Raw genomic sequence first — 22,579 nt, 5'->3', positions numbered from 1 at the left:
TTTAATTCTTTATATCCATTTATCATTTCATCTGATATCTTTTTACCATCATTTGCTTTTAGGTTTGCATCTTCTACTAAATCTTTTATTTCTCTTGCTGCTTGGGCAGATCTATTTGCTAGGTTTCTTACTTCCCCTGCTACTACAGCAAATCCTTTTCCTGCTTCACCTGCTGTTGCTGCTTCTACTGCTGCATTTAAAGATAATATATTTGTTTGGAAGGCTATTTGGTCTATTACTGTAATTGCTTCATTTATTGAGCTTACTTTATCATTTATTTCATCCATTGAGCTTGCTGTTTTACTTGCAAGGTCTTCACCTGTTGATACTGAGCTTCTTACTGTTTTTCCTAATTCTGCCATTTTTGTTGCATTTTCTGCATTATTTCTTGTTATTGAAGTAATCTCTTCTAATGCTGCTGCTGTTTGTTCTAAGCTTGCTGCTTGTTCATTTGCTTTTGCTGCTAAGTTATTCATTGATGCTGTCATTGTTGCTGAGTTATTTTGCAATGTTTGTCCATTATTTAGGTTCGCTTTTGCGTTACTTCCTAAGGCTTCTCCTAACTTATTTATACTTTGCATTACTTCAAGCATTTTATCTTTTAATTTAGGACTAATAGTTACAGTATCTGTATAATCGTCATTTGCAAAATGAGATACAGTTCTTACCATTTCACTCATATTTCTTTCATTTTCATCAAGCATTTTATTAATTGTATTTTTTAAAGTAACAATCATTGGATTATCAGAACTTGCATGAATTCTACATTTATATATCCCTTGCTCTACTTTATCCGTTGTAAGAACAATTTCACCAATAACTCTCATATCATCTTTTAATTTCTTATCAAAAATATCAGCTGTTTCATTTAGCATTACAAGCATTTGCCCAACTTCATCATTAGTATATACAGCAGGTTTTACAAAAGTATTTGTTTTAAAGGAAATAAAATCTAAGAACTCTGCAAATGATTTTTTAAATTTATTTAATCCACCTGTAACTATCTTTTTAAATAAGAAATAAATTACAAAGACAAGTACTAAAGTTAATACAACCATCATTATAAGCATAAAATAAACTAAATTTGCAGACTCTTGGAAGCTTGTATCTACATGCTTTATATGATCTCCTAGTAGATATAACCCTATTGTGTTTCCTTCAAAGTCTTTTATAGGAAATTGTGTATAAAAATAAGAATTATCAGATAAGTATCCCTTATTTACTAAACTTGAAAAATCTAAAGTATTTACACTATTTTTGAAATCTTTATCAATAACTTTTTGAGATATAAAGTAGTTTCCAACTTTATCTTGAGATGTTAAAGCATTTCCTCTTTTTAATTTTTCATCCATTAATACTAAAAGAAATTCATCATCAGCTTTAAAATTCCTAGCAACTGAATTAAAGCCTTGAATAAACTCTAAAGAACCTATATACTCATTATTGCTATTAAAAATAGGAGCTAAACCTCTTAAAACTAATCCAGCTCTTCCAACTTCAATTGCAGAAAGAGGTTTTTGTGTTTTTTTAACTTCTAAAATAGTTTTTCTAAAAGAACTTAAGTTATCACCAAATTTTTCTGGTTTCCAGTTTCTTAAAAAAGAGTTTACGTTTTTATCATGAATATGTATTTTTACATTTTTAAATGATGTTCCATTTTTCATTGCCTTAGAAATGCCAGAAAGAGCAGTTATTGCTAGTTCTCTATTATTAGTTTCTAAAGCTTCGATAACGTCTGCATTTTTTGAAATTGTAACAGCATTTGTAATACCAATATCAAGTTTAGCTTTGATTCTTTCTTGTATTAGAATATGAAAGTGTTCTTGTGTTTGAAGCTCGATGTCTTTTTTCATTCCCATTACTAAATAATATGAAACACCAGCAGCAATAACAATAACAATTGCAGCAACAAATAAAATCCTAGTTAAGATTTTATTTGCAATGGAACTTTCCTTCATGCAAACTCCTTAAGAATGTAGATATATTTTATCTACTGTAAACTTAATTTATTATTGTTTTTTTATATCTTCAATAGTACATAAAGCAATTGTTTTCGGTGTTTGTAGAGTAACTTTATCATTTAAGTCAAGTTCTTCAAGATTAACTATTTTGTTATTTATGGATAATTGAGCATATCCTGTTTTATATTTTTTGTCAGGGTTACTAAGAAACAACTGCTCTTTTAATAAATCAATTCTACTTTGTTTATTTTGTATATTTTGTTTTAATAAAGTAGTAAATCTCTCTTTTAGAAGCTTGATTTGCTCGTTAATAAAGTTAAATTTTGCATTTAAAGAGTTCTGCTCAAAGTGGCTAAACATATTTTTTAATTCAACTTCTTTTCTTGCAATTATATTTTTTAATCTATTATCAAAATCCATTGTAATATTATCTAGATAAATTCTATTTTCATTTATATCTGGAAGTGAAATTTCCATAGCATTTGAAGGTGTTGCAGCTCTTATATCTGCAACAAAATCTGAAATTAAAAAGTCAGTTTCATGCCCAACTGCTGAAATAATAGGTTTAGAACAAGAAAAAATTGCATCTGCAACTATTTCCTCATTAAAAGCCCAAAGGTCTTCAATACTTCCTCCACCTCTTCCTACAACAATAATATCTACATCTAAAGTTTGTGCATATTTTATTGAATCAACTATATCAAACTTTGAACTTTCACCTTGAACTAATGTAGGAACAAGCACCAATTCAATTAAAGGCCATCTATTTGTAGCTACTTTTTTCATATCTTCAATAGCTGCTCCCGTAGGAGAAGTTACAAGGGCAATTTTTTTTGGAAAAAGAGGAAGTCTTTTTTTTCTTTCTTGATCAAAATATCCCTTTGCTTGAAGTTTTGCTTTTAACTGCTCATATGCAAGGGCTAATGCTCCTTGTCCAGAAGGTTCAATTTTAGAACACATAAGTTGATAACTTCCCCTTGGAGTATATACAGTTATTGTTCCAGAAATAACTATCATTTGCCCTACTTCAAGTCTAAACTTTAGATATTTTGCATTTCCTTTAAACATCACACATGAAATAGTTGATTTTTCATCTTTAATTGAAAAGTAGATATGTCCTGAGTTATGGTACGTTAGGTTTGAAATTTCACCTTCAACACTAACATTTATAAAAGTAGTTTCAAGTAAAGATTTTATTTGAGTATTTAAAGTAGATACAGAAATAACAGAATTCATATTTGCCTTAATACTAGAAAACTACAGTTTTCTAGCTATTATTAAAGTTGAAATTTTCATAGAGAAAGATTTTACATGAATTGGTTCAAGTCCAGCTTGTCTTAACTCTTTGCATAGATTATCAGTTGTTAAAAACTCATCAATTGAGTCAGGTAAATATCTATATGCTTCTTTGTTTTTTGAAATAATTCCACCAATTGTTGGTAAAACTTTATTCATATAAAAGTCTGTTAAATGGTCTAAAACATTAGTTTTTTCTTGTTTTGTAAACTCTGAAATAACTACTAAACCATCTTTTTTAAGTACCCTTGCAAACTCATCAAAGGCTTCTTGTCTTTGAACTACATTTCTTATTCCATAAGAAATAGAGATAATATCAGCACTACTGCTATCTAATGGCATTTGAGCAGCACCAGCTTCAATAAATTCAACTTCTGGAAATTTTTGACGTGCAACATCCATCATTCCAACACTTGGGTCTACACCAACAATATTTTTTAATTCAATACCATTTTTATTTGCAATTGTTTTCCAAAAATCAATCATATCACCTGTACCGCAAGCAACATCAACAATTTTTTCTATTTTATCTTTGTTATATAAACTTAAAGCTTTATTACAAGCTTTGTTTCTCCAAGACTTATCAATTCCCATACTTAAAATTCTATTTGCTATATCATATCTTCCAGCAATATCATTAAACATTGATACAATTTTTTCTTGTTTATCCATCAACTATCCTAAATTATAATAAATATTTTCCAACAAATAAGCCACCAATAAAACCAATATTAAGCATAATAATTAAATATAAAATTGATATTTTTTTATCTTTTTGTGGTAGCTGTTTTAAAACTTTTTTTTGTTCCATTACAGAATCATCTAGTGATCTTCTAGCATGATCCATACTATCAAATGAGTTTCTAAGACTTAGTTCTGATAGTTCAAGTCTTTCAACTATCTCTTTAGCTTGTTTAAATGTCATATCACTCATAATTCAACACTTTATTTCTTTATCTCAAGCCACTTATCTAAATCAAAAAAGATTTTATTTAAAGTTCCTAAAACATAATCTTTTGCTTCAGTTTGAATTCTTCTAAAGAATAAAAACTTTCTAGCACTCTCTATATCACCTAACTCTTTAGCTTGCATAGCTTTTTTAGCAAAGTCAGTATTATTATAAGCCATTTCCCAAACAGTACTTCCTAAATATCTACTCATAGTGATAACTTTGTCATTTTTAACTGCAAAATATTTTGGGTCTTTTACAAAATCACAAAGTACTGAATTACTATCTAAATATTTGTGGCCAAAGAAGTTAATAAATTGTTCTTCAATATACTCTTGATCCATAGAAATTGCTCTATTTAAAGCAAATAAAACATTTTCTTCAAGATTATTCTCAATTTTTTTGATTTTTTTCATAGTAGCAATGGCATTTTTACCATCAAGTTCACCATCACCTAAAGGAATAATCCATTTGATATTTCCAAAAGAACCTACTTTTTTAATCTCTTCTAAAACTAATGAAGAAGTTTTATTTCCACCAACATCAACAATAATTTCATGTTTATCATCCATTAAAATAAGTTCATCTAGTTCAGTTAGCTTATTTGTTCCAAGCATTCTTTTTTCAACAATTTCAGTTCTAGTAAAAGATTTACTATCATTATTTTCATCATCTATTTCAATGTAAGTGATTTTTTTACCATGCTTTTTAAATAAATAAGGAGCAATAACTTGCATTGCAACAGTAGATTTACCAACACCACCTTTAGTTTGTGGAATTATTATCATTTTTTTCCCTTATTAGACTGTTTATTTCTTATTTTCATATACTCAATAATCTTACCGTGAAATCGACAGTACAATTTATTAAGTGATATTTCATATCCGTAAAGTTGAAATATTTTATCTAAATTATCATTAATTCCATATTCACACCAAGCTTGTAAATCCTCATAGCTTTCAAACTCATAGCCAAAAGAAGCAACTAATTTTTGTGTATATTTATCTACTACCATGTACTCTTGGTTACAAGCATAACAAAGTATTGCATCTGCAGTTTCTAATCCTATACCTTTTTGTTCCAAAAGCCACTGTTTGTTAACATTTTTGCAAAAAGATTCAAAAGAGCCAAACTCTTCTAGAATATTAAAAACTATTTTTTTAATTCTTATTGATTTTTGATTTTTAAAACCACTTGGAGTGATTGCTAAAATAAAACTATCTAAGTCTACTTCATTTATAGCTTCTAAAGATAAAAGATTTTTTTCCCTTAAATTTGATAAAGATTTTTCTACATTTTCCCATTTAGTATTTTGTGTTAGAATTGCACCTAAAAATATTTCAAAAGAGTTTGTATTTGGCCACCAAAACTCAGGGTGAGATTCTAGTAGATTTTGTTCTTTTAGATATTTTAATAAATCAAAACTATTACTTATATCTATTTTTTCTTTAATCAAAGATAGCCTCAGTTTTTATAATCTCTGGTTTATCACAATATTTTTTTAATTTAAAACAATTAACTGCTTTTCCATTTTCAATATCTATAACCATCATTTGAAGTACAGACTTACAAGCATTAGGAATAGTAAAATGTCCACCTAATCCTGTAGTAGCTTTTTCAATTGGTATTTTGCTATCCATTCCAATAACATTGTCTCTGCAACCTGTAAGTCCAATATCTGTTAGATATGCTGTTCCATTGATAACTTGTAAATCATCTGTTCCTATATGAGTATGAGTTCCACAAACCCCACTTATTAAACCTTTTAACATCATAAAAATAATTCTTTTTTCACTTGTAGCTTCCCCATGAAAATCAATAAAAATATTTCTTACATTTTTTTCATGTAATTCTTCAACAAGTTTAACTGCCCAATTAAATGGATTTTCAACCGTTGGCATTGAAAATTGTCCCATTAAATTAATTACTGCTAATTTTTCATTAGCTACATCAAAAATTTTTATACCAGTTCCAGGTACACCTTTAGGATAATTATCGGGTCTTAAAACAGGTTTTGTTTCAAGAAGAGTAAACATCTCACTTTTTTTATCAAAAGAGTGATTGCCCCCTGTTATAACATTAATTCCAGAGTTTAAAAGTTCTTGACAATTTTTTACAGTTAATCCAAAACCATGACTAGCATTTTCTGCATTTGCAATTACAAAATCAAATTTATATTTTTCTCTTATATTTTGTAAATGTTGTTTAATAATTTTTCGACCAGGTCGTCCTACAATATCGCCTATAAATGCTATTCTCAAAATAGTCCTTTAATTTAAATAGTTGAAATTGTAGCTACTTATTCTTGTAATTTCAACTTTACATCAAATACTGCACCTTTGTCATTATTATATACTAGAATCTCACCCTTATGATCATCTATAATTTTTTTAGCAATATTTAGTCCAACTCCCATACCACTATGAGTTTTTGAACTAACGAATGGGTCAAAGATTTTATCAATAATCTTTTCATCTACTCCGCCTGCATTATCGCTAAATCTTATAACGACCTCATCAGACTCAACGAATACATCAATTCTTAATTCTCTTTGTTCATAATCTTTGATTGATTTTAAAGCATCTAAGGCATTATTAATGATTATAATCCAAACTTGTTCTATTCTTTGTTTTTGTACCTTAGCAAAAGCTTCAAAATCATTTTTATCAATATTTGTAGGAGTAAACTCTTTATTATTTAGATATATCTTACTTATTTGTTTAGAAACATTATATGCCATAGTTAAAGAAGTAAATAAAGTAGCATAAATATTTGTTTTCTCTTTAGCCTCAATAGATGTTTGAGACATTTCTCTCATTGATTCAACAATAACTGCAATACGATTTATTGCATCTTCCATCTTTTCACAAGAGAATAACATGTTATTTTTAATATCTTCATCTTCTAAATCTTCAATATCCATAGTTAACATCTCAAAGTTACCTTTTAAATATGTTAATGGAGTATTTATTTCATGGGTAATTCCCGCGGCTAGTGTACCAATAGAAGTAAGCTTAGCATTTTTTATTTGTTCTTCTTGATGAATTTTGTCTTTTTCAATATTTTTTTTAACTTCTTGTGCAACTCTTGACTCTAAATTATGGTTTAATTCTTGAAGTTTTCGTTTATCCTCTAAAGAGTTTGCAACCATAACCATATTTTTTCTATCAGGAAGAAGGTTTAAAGATACATCTAAATATATCTCTTCTTGGTTTTTTGATATAAAAACTAACTCTATATTTAAAATAGAACCATATTCTTTTACTTCATCCACAACTTTTTTTAATAAATCAACACTTCCTTCATCTACTAAATCAAATAATTCTTTCTCCATTATTTCATTTTCTGTATATTTAAATAGATTAAAGAATTTTTCATTAAACTTTCTAAAGTGACCTTCGAAATCAACTAAGGCTATTCCACTATTTGCATTTTGAAAGATTGTATTTAACTGTTCTATTTGATAATTTAATTCATTGTATAGTTTTTCAATTCTTTTATTATCGCTAATATCAGTTCTAATATCTGTATATCCGATTAACTTGCCATAATCATTATAATCTGGCTCGATATTAGATTTAACCCAATAATCACCACTAATTTTTTTAATACATTGAAGTTCTCCATTCCAAGGGATTGCATCTTTTAAAACATTTACTATATTTTCTTCAAACTTTTTTAAACTACTATTATTTAATAAAAAAGTATAGTTTTGCCCAATTAGCTCCTCTTTTTCAAAACCAGTTAGTCTTGACAAATAAGAACTTGTGTCTAATATTTTAAACTCTGTATCAAGTTTTACATACATTACATGTTTATCTAATAGTTCTAAACTATCATTTAATATCAAGCTATTTTTTTTAATAGAATCACTTAAATCGTTTTTCTCACTCTCTAATCTTTTATTTATATTTGACAAGGGAGTAGTAAAAATCATAGAGATTATAAAAGAGATTACAAACATTAAAAAAGCAATATTGTAAAAAGAGCTTTCATATCTATTAAAGAACTCATTATATGTGATTTTCTTATTATTATCTACTAAAGTAAAGTAGTGTTTATTATTAAAAAATATTTGCTTTAGATAGTTTGTATTTGTAACAATAAAGCTTTCATTAAAGACTCTATTACTAAATCCTTTTATAATATCTTTTATATCTAAGGAAGGATTATAATACTTAGACCAAGAGTTTAATTCTGTATTATCATAAATTATATTTAAATCTTTATCTACTAAATATTTTATACTTTTAACTTTGAGTGATTTTATTAATCTACTTATATCATAAGAGATAAAAACTGTTCTATTATTTGTTTTATATACTAATTCAATTAAAGGTTTTAAAGGTATGCTAATTTCACCTTTTTTTTCTAAAAGATATGGTTCAGTAATAAAAAGTTTATTTTCTACTATTTCTTCACTACTTAGATAATAATGAATTATAGAACTTAGCTCTAAATCTTTTTTTTCTATATTTCCTTCTTTTTTATATAGTGAAATTATATTTTCTCCACTATTTTTAATCACTTTTAAAGAACTAATATCTTCATTACTTTTTAATAGTATTTTTAATTTTGATTCTAATGTTGATAAATCATTTTGTTCTAAAGAGTTATCAAAAATAACAGTTTTAATTAAAGTTCTGTTTTTAGATATTATATCATCAAATCTCTCTTGAAAAAGTTCTGCTTTTGTTAAAAAATTTTCAATATTTTTATGTTCAACTTTTGTTTCAAAAGTTTTATAAGTAAGAAAAGAAGTTAATACAAAAAATATTAATGAAAAGACTAGAAATGCTAAAAAAAGCTTTAATGAAAATTGAACTTTCAAACTATTATTTTCTCCTATTTTCTCTTCTATCTCTTGTTATAAGTTTAATATAAAAACAACAACCATTTTCTTCGTTTTTAACCCAAATATCACCATTTAGTTTTTTTACAATAAGTTTTGCAATATGTAAAGGTAATCCCATTGAAGATAAATTATCTTTTGTACTAAATCCTGTTTCAAATATTTTACTTATAAACTCTTGAGGTATTCCACCTGCATTATCTTTACATTTTATAAGAATATTTTCATTTGTTTTATTTACTGTAATATCAATTTTCCCAGAATCTATCTTTTTCTTTTTAAACTCTTCAAAGGAGTTATAAACAATTCCTAAAATAATTTTTCTTAAATCATAAGAGACACCAAAAGTCTCTAAGTTCTCATCTCCTGATAATTCTATTTTTATATCATTTTGAGGTACTGAAGCAATTGCTGTTTTTATTGCATTAAAAACATTATATTTATCTTCACTTGTATTATGAGAAAATAGTGTTTTAAACTCATTTAAATGCATAGATAAAATCTTTAATTCAGCACTTAAATCTTTTGATAAATTTGTTAAATATTTTTTATCATATGAGTTTTTACTTACACTATTTTCAAAAGCAAGTATTTTAGAAGATAGATTTGAAATTGGTTTTTTCCACTCATTTGAAAAGGCATCTAAAATTTGTCCCATTAAGATTATTTTAGATTGGTCTATTTTCATTTTATCTCTAGTTTTTATCTCATTTAGCTTTAAAAATAAATCTCTTTTTAATAATGAATTAACTTTTAAAAGTTGTTTTTCGTCGCTTACATTAATTCTAATAGACCTATATCCTACTTTTTTATTATTAATATCAAAAATAGGTGAAATATTTCCCCTTACCCAATAAGAGTTTCCATTTTTATCAATATTTTTTATTTCGCCTTCCCAAATTTGATTAGATAAGAGTTTTTGCCACATATTTTCATAAAATCTATTTGAAATATCTGGATGTCTAATCACATTCATAGGTTTACCAATTAATTCTTCTTTTTTATACCCACTTACATCACAAAAAGCTTGTGAAACATATGTTATTTTTCCTTTTAAATTTGTTTCTGCGACAATTACATATTTATCAATACTTTTACTTACACTATTAAGTTTAGACTTTTTTATCTTATATTTATAAAAGTATAAATTTATTAAAAATAGTAAAAGTACTACAATAAAACTAATAAAAACACTAGCATAGATATAGTTATTGTATCTATTGATTATTTGAAGGTAATCTTCACACTCAACAGTTAACATCATATATGAAAAATCATTTATTGTATAAAAACTTGTTATAAAACATTTATCTTTTACTATATAATCAACCACAAAATTTTGCTTATTTTTCATTTTAGTTTTAATTTCATCTAAAAGTTCTAGAGGAAGATTATTCACTAAAAATCTATTTTTATAAAAAGAGCTTATATACATATAGTTTGGATTTACATTATGAGGTAGATAGTTATTGAAATATTTAGAATTTACATTTTCTTTTAAAATGGAAGAATCAACTACAAACTCAATATTTAAACCTTTTTCAATAAAAGTATTGTGAGATAATCTTGGTAAATCCATTGTTATTTCAAAAATTGCAATTGGTTTTAGATTTTTATCAAAAATTGGTTTTAAATAGTTTAATGATGCAGTTGTATCATTTATTGAAAAAACTATTTGAGGGTTATACTTTTTTGCTATGTTAGTAATAAGTTTTTGGTGTTCTTTATTTATATTATCATCATATTTGCTAAAAGCACTTTTATAAATAGGAGTACCACTTGTTGTGTAAAAATTTATCTCTTTTATATTATGTTTTTTAAAAAAACTCAACTTTTCATTATAAAGCTTTTCTATTTTATTAAAAACTACTTCTTCTTTATCTTCTTTATTTAGAAGTGTTAATAGCTTTTTGTTGTTTTGAACATAATTGAAAAAGAAAAGTTCTGATATCTCTAAAGTCTCTTTTTTATATAAAGAAAAAACTTTACTATTTTTTAATTTTACTTCTTCTTTTTTAACTTCTATTTCTTCATTTTTATTATACAAAAGTACAAAATTTATTGTCACTGCTAATAAAATAAAAAGAAAACTATACCTAAGTAATAAATTATTGCTCTTCATTTAAATTAATTCTTTAAAAGTGTATTTATTTTTTCATTTAATGTTTCTAATGATGGAAACGGTTTCATTATATAGTTCTCAGCACCTTGTTTATGGGACTTTAAAACTTTATCTAAAGTTGAATATGCTGTCATCATACAAACTTTTTGTTTTGGTATTTCTTTTTTGATTTTTTCTAAAAATTCTATACCATCCATTTCTGGCATCATAATATCTAATAATATTAAATCATACTTAGTTTTAATACAAGAGTCAAGGGCAATTTTAGGGTTTGTAAAAGTTGTTACTCTATACTTATTTTTTCTTTTTAGAAATTTTTCAATTATTTGTAAAATCTCTATTTCATCATCAACTACTGCAATATCATAAATTTTTTCTTCCATTTTATTTTCCTATTAATTAAATAGTTTATTTGCTGCTTCTTTCATAACAGCTGTATTTTTCTCTTCTAAAATTCTATCTAAGTAAATAAATACATCTTCACTAGCATCTTCAACTAATGAAATTTTTTGTTCAATTAATTCTTTAGAACAAGAAATTTCATGTCCTGAACACTCTTTTGCTAATTCATTTGCTTCTTTATGTACAATTGAATGGCAATGCTCTAGATGTCTATACGAAGGAACAAAACTAAACTCTTCTTTTCCTAGTCCTGAATCATACCATTTACCTAATCTACAATTATGATGATCAACTGCTTTAAAGTTATGTTCTGCACCAAAAATTAATTGATATAAATTGTTTTTATAAATTACATGATCTAGTTTTGCTAAGTTAATAAAGATTTTATTAGAAACACTTTCTACTTCATAAACAGACCTACTTGAGTTTCTTTGGAAGCCATTCATTAGCTCACTTAAAACCTCTATTCTACTTTTAGTTTCCCCAACTACTTTAGAAACAACATCAGAACTATTTTTTATTTTGTGTGTTTCTTCTTGAATAGAATCTACTACATCTTTGATTTTAGAAGCTGCTTGGGCAGATCTATTTGCTAAGTTTCTCACTTCTTGTGCTACAACTGCAAAGCCTTTTCCTGCTTCCCCAGCTGTTGCTGCTTCTACTGCTGCATTTAATGATAAAATATTTGTTTGAAAAGCAATTTCTTGAATTATTGTAATAACATTTGAAATATCTTTACTTTTTGAAACCAATGAGTTTACAACTTCATGTTCTATCTCTATTTCATTATGTAAATTTTCAGTATCACTTACAATATCATTTGTTAGGTTTAAACCTTTTGTTGAACCTTCTGCTGTTTCTTTAGACTCTTTCATCATACTTTGAAGTTCCTCTAACAGGTCTAAATATGCATTTTGCGTTGAAGTTAAAGAATTGGTCATATTTATATTATGTCTTTGTAATAAACCACCTTCTTTATTATCATGAATAGATGTTTGTTTTAATGAAGCAATTATCTTATCATCATATTTTTCTAATAAAATTGAAGCTTCACAATCGTTTAAAACAACAGTGTCACTTCCACTTTTGATTGCTTTTAATAAAGCTTGAGTGTCAAGTTTATGAGATTTTGCTCTTTTGTTTATAAATAAAACTTCATCATTTGTATTAAATGCAACTAAGCCTTCTTCTTGTGAGATTTGGGCAAGTCTTTTAAAAAACACATTCTCTTTTTCTAGTTTTTCAACTTTTTCTTCATCACTTGAGATTAATTGGAGTCTATTCTCTAAATTATTAATTTTCTTATCTTTTAAAGATATCTCTTCTTTTAATAATGCAAGCTCATTTTTTAAGTTTTCTACTTCTTCATTGTTTTTCTTTGATTTAGAAAAAAACATTTTCATGCCTTAATATTTTTTTAAAATTAAGTTAAGATTATATCTCATTGTCACTTTATAATCAAAGAAATTGTTTCTTTTTAATTGAAACTACTTGCACAAAGGTAAGCTTGAGAAAAATATAGTTGAAAATTGTATCCACCTAATTCTCCAGTTGGCTCTAAACATTCACCTAAGAAATATAAATTTTTTTGATGTTTACTTTCAAAACTATCTTTATCTATAAACTCTGTATCTATTCCACCACTTGTAACTTCTGCTTTTGTATATCCAAAAGTTCCAGCAGGTGAAAATTCATAATTTTTTATGGTTTTTAATTTATCTTTCTCTTCATTTGAGAGTTTACTAACTGGTTTATCTTCTAATTCAATTGAGTCTAAAAATTCTTGCATAAATCTTTTTGGTAAAGGTAAAGCCGTAGAGATATTTTTATTTCCTTTAAGTAAAGGTTCTAATTTCTTTTTAGGCATAAAATCAATAGTTATCTTTCCTTTTTGCCAATATAAAGAAGCATTTAACACAGCAGGTCCAGAACAGCCTTTGTGAGCAAAAAGAAGTTTTCCATTAAACTTTTTTTCATCTACTTTTATATCTACTTCACAAGAAATACCACTAAGTTTTTTAAACCAAAACTGCTCTTTTTGAACTGTAAAACCAACCAATGCTGGTTTTGTAGGTATTATTTCATGTCCAAACTCTTTTGCTATGTCATAAGCAATTGGAGAAGCTCCAACACTTGCATAAGATAAACCTCCACTAGCAACTACTAAATTTTTTGCTTTGAATACCCCCTTAGAAGTATTTATTAAAAACTCTTTATCATACCTTACATCTAAAACTTTTGTATTTAAAAACTTTTTTGTATGAGAAGTTAGTTTTGTAAACATGTCTATAACATCAGAAGAAGAGTTACAAAAATAAGTTCCTTTTACTATTTTAGGATTTACTTTAGGGTAAACACCATTTTTATTTAAAAAGTTTAATAAATCTTTATTTGAGAAAAAGTCTAAACTATTTTTTACAAACTCTTTATCTCCTAAATAGTTTTTAAAACTTACATTTTCATTTGTGATATTGCACTTTGCTCCACCACTTATTTTTATTTTTTGTCCAATTTTAGGGTTTGATTCTATTATTGCAATCTTTTTATTTTTAACTTGTGATGCAAACATCAAACCACTTGCACCTGCTCCAATTACTACAATATCGTATTCTATTTCTTTTCCTTTTTACAAATAAAAATATTTTTCTCATCTTCATATTTATACTCTAAACTATAATTATTTGCTTTCAAAATATTGTGAACAATATAAAGTCCTAAACCAAATGAATTATTAGCACTTTTTTCATTTGCAAAGAAAGGTTCATAATAGTTTTCTAAATCAAATTCTAAAGGCTTGCCACCATTTTCAAAGATAATATTTTCACCTTCAGTTTTTACTAATACTTTTTTATCATTTGAGTATTTTATTGCATTGTCAATTAGATTTTTTAATGCGATTGAAAATAGTTTAAAGTTTACTTCAAGCTTTAAGTTATCGTGTTTTTCTTCAATATCTTTATCTTCTAACATTAAAATATCTTTTGCATTATCTAAAACATCATTTAAGAAATATATTTTTTTATCTACATTTTTAGAAGATATTAACTCTTCTATAGAAGCAAATTCATTAATTAAAAGCTCAAGTCTATTAAATACTTCTTTTAATTTTTCATCATTTTCTTTATTTCTTTCAATCTCTGCTAAAAACTTCCCTTTTGTAATAGGAGTTTTTAGTTCGTGCATCATATTTCTAATAAATATATTTCTAGCTTCTTTTAACTCTTTTAGTTTTTTGGCACTTCTTTTAAACTCTAAAGCAAGTAATGAAACTTCATCTTTTTTATCAGTATCGCAACACTCAAAATCAAAATTTTCATCACCTAAAGTGCCAACTTTATCTTTTAGTATTTTTAATGGCATTAACTTTCTTAGTGTCACTAAAAATGAAAGAATCAGAGTAATTAAAATAATTGCAAATACTGAAATTATATAAATAGAACTATTTTGAGTAAATTCATTTTTATCTTCTACTAAAAAGGTTTTTCCTTTTCTATTTAAATATAAAAATTGTCTATCTTTTAATTGAAGTACTCTCATAATAATACCTCTAAATCTTCTTTCAGCAAGTACTTTTGTATTTGGATTATAAGTTATAGAATCAATTCTGTTTTTCTTTAAAAACAAGTCATAATTAAAAGGTTCTAAACTCTTTTTAAACTCCTCATTTAATTTTCCAAACTTATAATGTTGTTTATAAATCATTTTTGTTAAAGGCTGATACCTTTCAAAAAGATGATGCTCTAACCTCTTTTGATTTCCTATCATTATAATTATAAAACTAACTACAACTAAAACAAGTGAAATAATAAACGTAACAGTAATTGTAAAAAATAAAGATTGTCTATTCATTTGTAAATTTATACCCCATTCCTCTTATTGTGTGAAGATATTTTGGTTCTTTTGGATTATCTTCAATTTTTTGTCTTATCCTATTTATTATAACAGCTAAAGAGCCAGAATTTTCATAATCTGAATTAAGTAGATTTGAGTTATCAAAAATATCTTCTCTACTTATTATAAAACCTTCTCTTTTTAACATAAGAGATAAAACTTCATATTCAGCGGCTGTTAGCTTAACAAACTTACCATTTTTTGTAATCTCTTTTTTATCACAATTTAACTCAAAAACTCTTTTAATATCATTTTTTTCTTCTATTATTTTATGATTAAATCTTCTTAGGATAGTTTTTATTCGAACTTCTAATTCTCTTGGATCATAAGGCTTTGGAAGGTAGTCATCAGCTCCAAGTTGCAAAGCTGTAACTTTATCTGTAATATCACTTCTTGCACTTGAAATAATAATTGGAATATCAAAGTTTTTTACAACTTCTTTGCACACATCTAGTCCATCCATTCCTGGAAGGGTTAAATCTAAAATTAGTAAATCATACTTTTGCATTTTTAAACTACTTAGAGCCAAAAAAGGCTCCTCGTAGTTTGTAACTTCAATGTTATATTGCTTTAAATATTGAGTTAGAACATCAGCTAATTCTAAATCATCCTCTACCATTGCAATTTTTATCAAAGTTCATCCTTTTTTTCATCATAGAAGAGAATCTTTCTTTTCGTTTATCCATCATCTGTTTTAATTGTTGTTTTTGGTCTTTATTTAAAACCTTATAAACCTTATCAATCATTTCAGCTTTTGATTCTATCATATTCTGTCTTTTTTGTTTCATTATCTGAATATATTTTTCTTTATCAAAATCTGTTGATGTAAATGCACTCTCATTTTTAGAAAATCTTTTTTCCATCATCTGTTTTCTAATAGTTTGAATTTCCTGTTTTTGTTTATCATCTAAATCTAAGTTATAAACAAAAGACATAAATCCTCTATGATGAGATTTCTTCATCATTTTTTGTGATTTTTGATAATCACAACCACTGCTATTCATATTGCCTTTTGCATAAACTCCTGTTGCTAAAACTGTAGCCAATGCCATTGATATAAGTAGACTTTTTTTCATAATAACTCCTTTTTATTTATAAAATTATGACATTGCCTTTTTAACCACTTTTAAATTTATTATTAACCTAGTATTAACAAAATTGCATTTATTATTTAAGTAAGATATAATTTCTTATGAAAATTTCTAATTTTATTTCAAAGTCCATATTTTTTGTATCTGTTATTTCTGTTATCTTTGTTCTTCTTGTAACTATTCTTTTTCAATATAATAACTTTCTACAAGAGAGTAATGAAATAAAAAAAACTTATTTAAAGCAAAAGAAAAATCATTTAGAAAAAGAAGTTGAAAAAGTTTACAACTATATAGAGTTTAAAGAAAAAGAAGCAAATGAAAAATTAAGAATTGAACTAAAACAAAAAGTTGATAATGCTTACAACACGGCAATGCTTATTTATAGAGAATATAAAGATAAAAAAAGTGATGATGAAATAAAAAAACTTATTGTAAATATTTTGAAAAACTATAGTTTTTCAAATAAAAGAAGCTACTACTATATAAATAGCAATACAGGAAGAGCTATTTTATTTAATAAAAAATCCTATTTAGATACTTTCAAAAATGTTTGGAATATGCATGATTCTACTGGTGAATATATAATTAGAAAACAAAGTATAATTGCACTAAAACATGGTTCTGGTTTTGTTAAGAACTATTTTATAAAGCCTGATATTAAAAATGCAAAGCAGTTTCCAAAACTATCTTATATTAGAAATTTTGAACCTTTTAATTGGCATATTGGAATAGGTGAATATTTAGATGACATAGAACAAACTGTAAAAGATGAAATATTAAATTATATTGCTTCAATCAGGTATGAAGAAAATGGCTACATTTTTCTTAACACAATTAATAAAAAAGCATTAATTTTTAATGGAGAAAAGCAATCTCCTGCAATTGACCATCCAAACTATGAATTATTAAAAGAACAACTTGATATCTCTTCTAAAAAAGAAGGTGGTTTTGTTACTTATAAATTTAGAAAGCTTGATTCAGAAGAAAAATATAAAAAAATTGCCTTTGTAAAAAGATTTGAAAAATGGGGTTGGATTATAGGAACGGGCGCTTATATTGATGAGATAGATGAAATCATAGAACAAAAAAAACTATTTTTAAAAAATAGTGTATTTTTTCAATTAGAAGTAGGATTTTTATTTATTATATTTATTATTTTAATTATTTATCTTATTACAAAGAAGACCTCATCTTTAATAAATAATCATATTAAGAATTTTATCAATGAATTTAGTATTGCAACAAAAGAATTAAAAAAGATAAATGTACATAATTTAGCATATAAAGAGTTTAAAACATTAGCAAGTAATCTAAATAAGATTTTGGAACAAAGAAATAATGACTATGAAAAAATTGAAAGATATAATAAGATTATAAATGAACATGTAATCAGTTCTACTACAGATATTGAAGGAAATATTATTGAAGTCTCTCAAGCTTTTTGTAATATTTCAGGGTATAAAAAAGAAGAATTAATTGGAAAAACCCATAGTATTATTAGAGACCCTGAGATTGAAGACTCTTTTTATAAGAATATATGGCAACAACTTAAAAAGAATAATATTTATAAAGGTGAAATAAAAAATAGAAAAAAGGATGGTCAAAGCTATTGGGTAGATATCATTATTCAACCAATATATGAAAATAATAAGAAAATTGGATATACAGCTATTAAGCATGACATAACAGATAAAAAAAGAATTGAAGAAATCTCAATAACTGATGAATTAACTAAACTATTTAATAGACGATATTTTAATAAAAAAATAGAAGATGGTATAAAAATAGCAAAACAAAAGAATAAACTATTTTCTTTATTTATGTTAGATATCGACTATTTCAAAGACTATAATGATACTTATGGACATCAACAAGGAGATGAAACTTTATTTAAGATATCAAATAGTTTAAGAGAGTACTTTAATAAGTTAGATTCTCATACCTTTAGACTAGGAGGAGAAGAGTTTGCGGTATTACTTTTCCCTAAAAATAAGGATGAAGCTTTAAATTATGCTAATGAATTTAAAGAAAATATTAAAAAACTAAATATAAAACATAATACAAGTAAATCGGCATCTGTTGTAACTATTTCATGTGGAATTGCATTCTTAGAAGAAGATATGAAAAGTAAAGAGTTATATATAAATGCAGATAAGGCTTTATATAAAGCAAAAGAAACAGGAAGAGATAAGGTTTGTATTTTTTCTTAATTATTACTTTTTTCTAAAAGTTCTTTTGTTTTATTAAAAGTTAAAGGCTTAGAAAACAAGAATCCTTGTCCCATATTACAATCAATTTGTTTTAAATAGTTTTCTTGATTTTCATACTCAATTCCTTCAGCAATAACACTATATCCTAAACTTTTAGATAAAGCTACAATTGCAGATGAAATTTGAACATTCCCATTATCTTCTGGAGTATCGTCAATAAATGCTTTATCTACTTTTATTACATCAATAGGAAGTTTCGTAAGATAGCTCATAGAAGAATAGCCTGTACCAAAATCATCAATTGAAAATCTAAAGCCTAAGTCTCTTAAGTTATTCATAGTATCCATATTATTTTTAGTAAATTCCATCATATATCGTTCAGTAACTTCTAGCTCAACTTCACTTGGTTTTAAATTATACATTTTAACAATTTTTAAAACATCATCAACAAAGTTTTTATCTTTGAACTGAACGCTTGAAATATTGATAGCCATATATTTAAGTTTAGGGTTAATTTTTTTAAATGATACAAAATCTTTACATGCCGTTTTAAAGATATATTTACCAATATCTACAATCATACCTGTGTCTTCTGCAATAGTTATAAACTTGTCAGGAGGAATACATCCTAACTCTGGATGTTCCCATCTAACTAAGGCTTCAAAAGAGATAATCTCTTTTGTATTTAATAAATACTGTGGCTGATAACATAAATAAAGTTCTTCTCGTTGAAGAACACCTTTTAATGCTTGTTCTATTTTTAACTGTTCATGAACATCAACAGATAACTGTTTATCATAGTATTGGAAATTATTTTTCCCTTTTTCTTTTGCATGATACATAGCAGTATCAGCATTTTTAATTAAAGTTGAGATATCAACTCCATCATCAGGAAACATTGAAACACCAATACTTGCACTTGTATTTAAAATATGTCCTTTTACTTTAATAGGTTCTGTTATAAGTTCTAAAATTCTTCCACAAACATAGCCAGCAGCTTTTTTAGTAGGACTTGAATCTAAAGTTACAATAAATTCATCTCCACCCATTCTAAATACTGAATCAGTTCCTCTTAAAATCATTTTTAATCTTTTAGCCAATACTTTTAATAATTCATCTCCAATTTGATGTCCTAAAGTGTCATTAATGATTTTAAATCTATCTAAATCTATAAATAAAACAAATAGATTTGATTTATTCCTCTTTGCAAGGGAAATAGAATATCCTAAGTCTTCTTCTAGTTTTGCTCTATTTGGTAAGTTTGTTAAAGGATCATGATATGCTAGGAAGTCTGCTTTTTCTTGAGTTTCAATTATCTCTTTAAGATTTGTATGAACTGCAATAAATCTATTAAACTTGCCATTTTTATCTTTTATTGCAGTGATATTTAACCAAATAGGAATAATCTCTCCATCTCTTCTTCTATCATAGATTTTTCCTCTCCAATAACCATTGTTAATAATAGAACCCCACATTCTGCTGTAGAAAACTTTGTCATGCCTACCAGATTGTAAAATGGTTGGTGTCATGCCTATTAACTCAGATTTATCATACCCTGAAATATTCTCAAAAGCACTATTTACAGTGATAATTTTTTTGTCACCATCACAAATAAGGATACCTTCTTGAACGTTATCAAAGGCAATAGAAGATAGTTCTAACTTCTCTTTTTGTTTTACATATTTAGTAATATCAAGTTTTATTGCTAAGTAGTTAACTAGTTTATTATTAAGGAAAATAGGAACAATAGATGCTTTTTCATAGAAAATTGAGCCATTTTTTCTTTTATTAATAAATTCACCTTCCCACTTTTCACCTTTTTGAAGTTTTTCTTTTAACTGTTTATATGTTCCACTCTTAGAGCCAGAACTTAAAAACCTTGGATTTAGACCCAATACTTCTTCTTTAGTATATCCACTATTAAGCTCAAAATTTTCATTTACATATATAATATTTTGATTAGGGTCTGTAAGAATTATTGAGTTATCAGAGTTTTCAACTGCATACTTAAAAGCCAATAATTCATTTTTAATTTTTCTAGTTATTTTATGTTCAAAATAGATAACTATAATCATAAATATCAAAAATAGAAAAAATAAAGATGCAATGAATAATTGAATCTTTATTTTTTTATTATAACTATCTACTAAAAAAGCATCTACTTTCTCAAGCTTTTTAGATAAATTTAACTCATTTACCCTTTTCTTAATAATATTTATTTTTTCTATTTTTTCTATAGTTTTTTTTGTATGTATATATAAAAGTTCAAGTCTTTTATCTTTTTCTTTTTCTGCTAATTTATTAATAAATTTCAAATTTTTAGATAATAACTCTTTATTATCATTTAAATTAATAAAACTTTGCATTAAAATAAATAGAGTTTGATTGATTAAAACTTTATTTTCATTTGAGATTTTACTTTTATTAAAATGTTGGTTTAAATCATAGATAAAATAAATTGAGTTTAAATTAGATGCTTGTAAGGACTTATATCTTTCTATATACTCCAATTTCTCAGCAAATATAGTTTGAGCTTCTGCTAATTCAAAATAAACAATAGAAGAGAATTCTGTTTTAATTTCACTAGATAATATATCATCAATTATTTGATTAAACTCTTTTGTATTTTTTACAATTTTATCAAAGTTAACAAATTTGTCTTGTTTTTCTAAAAAATTATCTAAATAAAGATTAATGAACTTTAAATCATTCATTCCTTTTTTATAGATTCTATAATTTTTTATACTATTTTCAATATGGTATAAATATACAAAAAGACAAAGAATAAAGAAAGTAAAAAATACTAACTTCATTTCAAAAGTTTTAAAAAGTTTTTTCATCTATTCTATTATCTTTAATTCCCCATTTAATGTTTTTAGAAATGCTACAATCTTTTCTATTTCTAAATCAGTTACTGGCCTACCTAATTGAACTAATGCCATAGTTTTAACCACTTCCTTTAAATCGCTGAATCTTCCATCATGAAAATATGGAGCAGTTGAACTTATATTTCGTAAACTAGGCACTTTAAAATAGTATTTATCCAGTTCATTTTTTGTAACATTATATTTACCTAAATTTTTACTATCAATATCTATAATCATTCCAAATTTGCTATATAAATTTCCACCAATATTTATACCATTATGACAAGAAATACAACCCTTATCTTTGAATAAGTCGAAACCTTCTTTTTCAAAAGACGTAATTGCATTTTCATCACCTTTTAAGTATTTATCAAAAGAAGCGTTAGGAGTTATCAAAGTTTTTTCAAACTCTGCAATTGCATTTGCAATATTATCTTTTGTAATTCCCTCTTTATATATAGATTTAAAACTTTTTTTATAAAAACTATTCTCTTTTAATACTTTTATTAGTTCACTAAATTCATGTCCCATCTCTATTGGGTTTTCAATAGGTCCTTTTGCTTGTTCTGCTAAATCTTTTGCTCTTCCATCCCAAAACTGCCTAAAGTTAAAAACAGAATTTAAAACTGTAGGTGCATTAATATTCCCTACTTGCCCATTTATTCCAACTGAAAATTTTAATCCATCATCTCCACCATTGTTCAAGTCATGACATGTTGCACAAGAGATACTATTGTTTTTTGAAAGTTTTGTATCAAAAAATAGTTTTTTCCCTAAAATAGCTTTATTGTAATCAAATTCTATATTAGTAGGAATAGGTTCAATGCTTGATGCAAGAAGTAATAATGTGAAGAGATTAAAAAGAAGAATTTTTTTCAAAACAATTAAAACCTTAACTTATATATCAATTGGCGAATTATAACAAAAAAAACAAAATT

Annotated in this window: 18 protein-coding genes and 1 pseudogene; 1 reads left to right on the top strand and 18 read right to left on the bottom strand. The window is 25.7% G+C overall.

All coding sequences use genetic code 11. From position 1 onward, the window contains the following. The 16 genes and pseudogenes from CRV01_RS03635 to CRV01_RS03565 form a co-directional block, all read right to left on the bottom strand. Nucleotides 1–1,958, bottom strand: a 1,958-nt coding sequence (locus CRV01_RS03635) for a methyl-accepting chemotaxis protein (protein ID WP_129006888.1), incomplete at its 3' end; no start/stop codon positions are given. Nucleotides 1,959–2,009: 51 nt separating this feature from the next. Further along, nucleotides 2,010–3,197 (bottom strand): exodeoxyribonuclease VII large subunit, encoded by a 1,188-nt coding sequence (gene xseA, locus CRV01_RS03630; protein WP_129006887.1) that lies wholly within the window; start codon nucleotides 3,195–3,197, stop codon nucleotides 2,010–2,012. Nucleotides 3,198–3,218: 21 nt separating this feature from the next. Continuing rightward, complete coding sequence (gene ubiE / locus CRV01_RS03625; RefSeq protein ID WP_129006886.1) at nucleotides 3,219–3,929, bottom strand: bifunctional demethylmenaquinone methyltransferase/2-methoxy-6-polyprenyl-1,4-benzoquinol methylase UbiE; 711 nt, start codon at nucleotides 3,927–3,929, stop codon at nucleotides 3,219–3,221. A gap of 13 nt (nucleotides 3,930–3,942) precedes the next feature. Then, nucleotides 3,943–4,191 (bottom strand): hypothetical protein, encoded by a 249-nt coding sequence (locus CRV01_RS03620; RefSeq protein ID WP_129006885.1) that lies wholly within the window; start codon nucleotides 4,189–4,191, stop codon nucleotides 3,943–3,945. A gap of 11 nt (nucleotides 4,192–4,202) precedes the next feature. Next, nucleotides 4,203–4,994: a hypothetical protein gene (locus CRV01_RS03615; protein WP_129006884.1), complete on the bottom strand. Its 792-nt coding sequence runs from the start codon at nucleotides 4,992–4,994 to the stop codon at nucleotides 4,203–4,205. After that, a complete protein-coding gene (locus CRV01_RS03610) occupies nucleotides 4,991–5,662 on the bottom strand; it encodes a 3-methyladenine DNA glycosylase (protein ID WP_258238304.1) in 672 nt (223 codons plus the stop codon). Before CRV01_RS03610 ends, CRV01_RS03615 begins: the two co-directional genes overlap by 4 nt. Next, nucleotides 5,655–6,467, bottom strand: a complete 813-nt coding sequence (locus CRV01_RS03605; RefSeq protein ID WP_129006883.1) for a TIGR00282 family metallophosphoesterase — start codon at nucleotides 6,465–6,467, stop codon at nucleotides 5,655–5,657. Before CRV01_RS03605 ends, CRV01_RS03610 begins: the two co-directional genes overlap by 8 nt. A gap of 38 nt (nucleotides 6,468–6,505) precedes the next feature. Beyond that, complete coding sequence (locus CRV01_RS03600; RefSeq protein WP_129006882.1) at nucleotides 6,506–9,037, bottom strand: PAS domain S-box protein; 2,532 nt, start codon at nucleotides 9,035–9,037, stop codon at nucleotides 6,506–6,508. 4 nt (nucleotides 9,038–9,041) lie between these two features. Beyond that, on the bottom strand, nucleotides 9,042–11,180 hold the full coding sequence (locus tag CRV01_RS03595; RefSeq protein WP_129006881.1) for a PAS domain S-box protein: 2,139 nt from the start codon (nucleotides 11,178–11,180) through the stop codon (nucleotides 9,042–9,044). 5 nt (nucleotides 11,181–11,185) lie between these two features. Further along, nucleotides 11,186–11,563 carry a response regulator gene (locus tag CRV01_RS03590; RefSeq protein ID WP_129006880.1) on the bottom strand — a complete coding sequence of 126 codons (378 nt, stop codon included), beginning with the start codon at nucleotides 11,561–11,563 and terminating at the stop codon, nucleotides 11,186–11,188. Nucleotides 11,564–11,575: 12 nt separating this feature from the next. Next, nucleotides 11,576–12,028 carry a CZB domain-containing protein gene (locus CRV01_RS13920; RefSeq protein WP_375234257.1) on the bottom strand — a complete coding sequence of 151 codons (453 nt, stop codon included), beginning with the start codon at nucleotides 12,026–12,028 and terminating at the stop codon, nucleotides 11,576–11,578. Beyond that, nucleotides 12,029–12,457 (bottom strand): annotated as a pseudogene (locus CRV01_RS13915) (methyl-accepting chemotaxis protein); the annotation flags it as partial. A gap of 602 nt (nucleotides 12,458–13,059) precedes the next feature. Next, on the bottom strand, nucleotides 13,060–14,175 hold the full coding sequence (locus CRV01_RS03580; protein ID WP_309109208.1) for an aminoacetone oxidase family FAD-binding enzyme: 1,116 nt from the start codon (nucleotides 14,173–14,175) through the stop codon (nucleotides 13,060–13,062). Nucleotides 14,176–14,192: 17 nt separating this feature from the next. Further along, entirely contained in the window at nucleotides 14,193–15,431 is a 1,239-nt protein-coding gene (locus CRV01_RS03575) for an ArsS family sensor histidine kinase (RefSeq protein ID WP_129006877.1), read from the bottom strand. Beyond that, the gene (locus CRV01_RS03570) at nucleotides 15,424–16,107 is read right to left on the bottom strand and encodes a response regulator transcription factor (protein ID WP_129006876.1); all 684 of its coding nucleotides are present in this window, start codon (nucleotides 16,105–16,107) and stop codon (nucleotides 15,424–15,426) included. Before CRV01_RS03570 ends, CRV01_RS03575 begins: the two co-directional genes overlap by 8 nt. Next, nucleotides 16,079–16,549 carry a Spy/CpxP family protein refolding chaperone gene (locus CRV01_RS03565; RefSeq protein WP_129006875.1) on the bottom strand — a complete coding sequence of 157 codons (471 nt, stop codon included), beginning with the start codon at nucleotides 16,547–16,549 and terminating at the stop codon, nucleotides 16,079–16,081. The genes CRV01_RS03570 and CRV01_RS03565 overlap by 29 nt, the downstream gene beginning before the upstream one ends. Before the next feature lie 116 nt (nucleotides 16,550–16,665). Between CRV01_RS03565 and CRV01_RS03560 the strand changes: the two genes are divergently transcribed. After that, the gene (locus CRV01_RS03560) at nucleotides 16,666–18,774 is read left to right on the top strand and encodes a cache domain-containing protein (protein WP_129006874.1); all 2,109 of its coding nucleotides are present in this window, start codon (nucleotides 16,666–16,668) and stop codon (nucleotides 18,772–18,774) included. On the opposite strand, the gene CRV01_RS03555 is transcribed toward CRV01_RS03560, so the two are convergent. Further along, complete coding sequence (locus CRV01_RS03555; RefSeq protein ID WP_129006873.1) at nucleotides 18,771–21,614, bottom strand: bifunctional diguanylate cyclase/phosphodiesterase; 2,844 nt, start codon at nucleotides 21,612–21,614, stop codon at nucleotides 18,771–18,773. The genes CRV01_RS03560 and CRV01_RS03555 overlap by 4 nt on opposite strands. Further along, nucleotides 21,615–22,520: a cytochrome-c peroxidase gene (locus CRV01_RS03550; RefSeq protein ID WP_258238303.1), complete on the bottom strand. Its 906-nt coding sequence runs from the start codon at nucleotides 22,518–22,520 to the stop codon at nucleotides 21,615–21,617. Between the last annotated feature and the right edge of the window lie 59 nt (nucleotides 22,521–22,579).

Origin of the sequence: Arcobacter sp. CECT 8983 (assembly GCF_004118855.1) — a bacterium.
Lineage (GTDB): Bacteria > Campylobacterota > Campylobacteria > Campylobacterales > Arcobacteraceae > Halarcobacter.
Note: the sequence above shows the minus strand (reverse complement) of the source record. Positions and strands in the feature narration are given on the sequence as shown.

What these genes read in the sequence shown, in the direction of transcription:
- xseA (WP_129006887.1), bottom strand. Translation starts at nt 3,197, where the DNA reads ATGAATTCTGTTATTTCTGTATCTACTTTAAATACTCAAATAAAATCT.
- ubiE (WP_129006886.1), bottom strand. Translation starts at nt 3,929, where the DNA reads ATGGATAAACAAGAAAAAATTGTATCAATGTTTAATGATATTGCTGGA.
- CRV01_RS03620 (WP_129006885.1), bottom strand. Translation starts at nt 4,191, where the DNA reads ATGAGTGATATGACATTTAAACAAGCTAAAGAGATAGTTGAAAGACTT.
- CRV01_RS03615 (WP_129006884.1), bottom strand. Translation starts at nt 4,994, where the DNA reads ATGATAATAATTCCACAAACTAAAGGTGGTGTTGGTAAATCTACTGTT.
- CRV01_RS03595 (WP_129006881.1), bottom strand. Translation starts at nt 11,180, where the DNA reads ATGAAGAGCAATAATTTATTACTTAGGTATAGTTTTCTTTTTATTTTA.
- CRV01_RS03590 (WP_129006880.1), bottom strand. Translation starts at nt 11,563, where the DNA reads ATGGAAGAAAAAATTTATGATATTGCAGTAGTTGATGATGAAATAGAG.
- CRV01_RS13920 (WP_375234257.1), bottom strand. Translation starts at nt 12,028, where the DNA reads ATGAATGGCTTCCAAAGAAACTCAAGTAGGTCTGTTTATGAAGTAGAA.
- CRV01_RS03575 (WP_129006877.1), bottom strand. Translation starts at nt 15,431, where the DNA reads ATGAATAGACAATCTTTATTTTTTACAATTACTGTTACGTTTATTATT.
- CRV01_RS03565 (WP_129006875.1), bottom strand. Translation starts at nt 16,549, where the DNA reads ATGAAAAAAAGTCTACTTATATCAATGGCATTGGCTACAGTTTTAGCA.
- CRV01_RS03560 (WP_129006874.1), top strand. Translation starts at nt 16,666, where the DNA reads ATGAAAATTTCTAATTTTATTTCAAAGTCCATATTTTTTGTATCTGTT.
- CRV01_RS03555 (WP_129006873.1), bottom strand. Translation starts at nt 21,614, where the DNA reads ATGAAAAAACTTTTTAAAACTTTTGAAATGAAGTTAGTATTTTTTACT.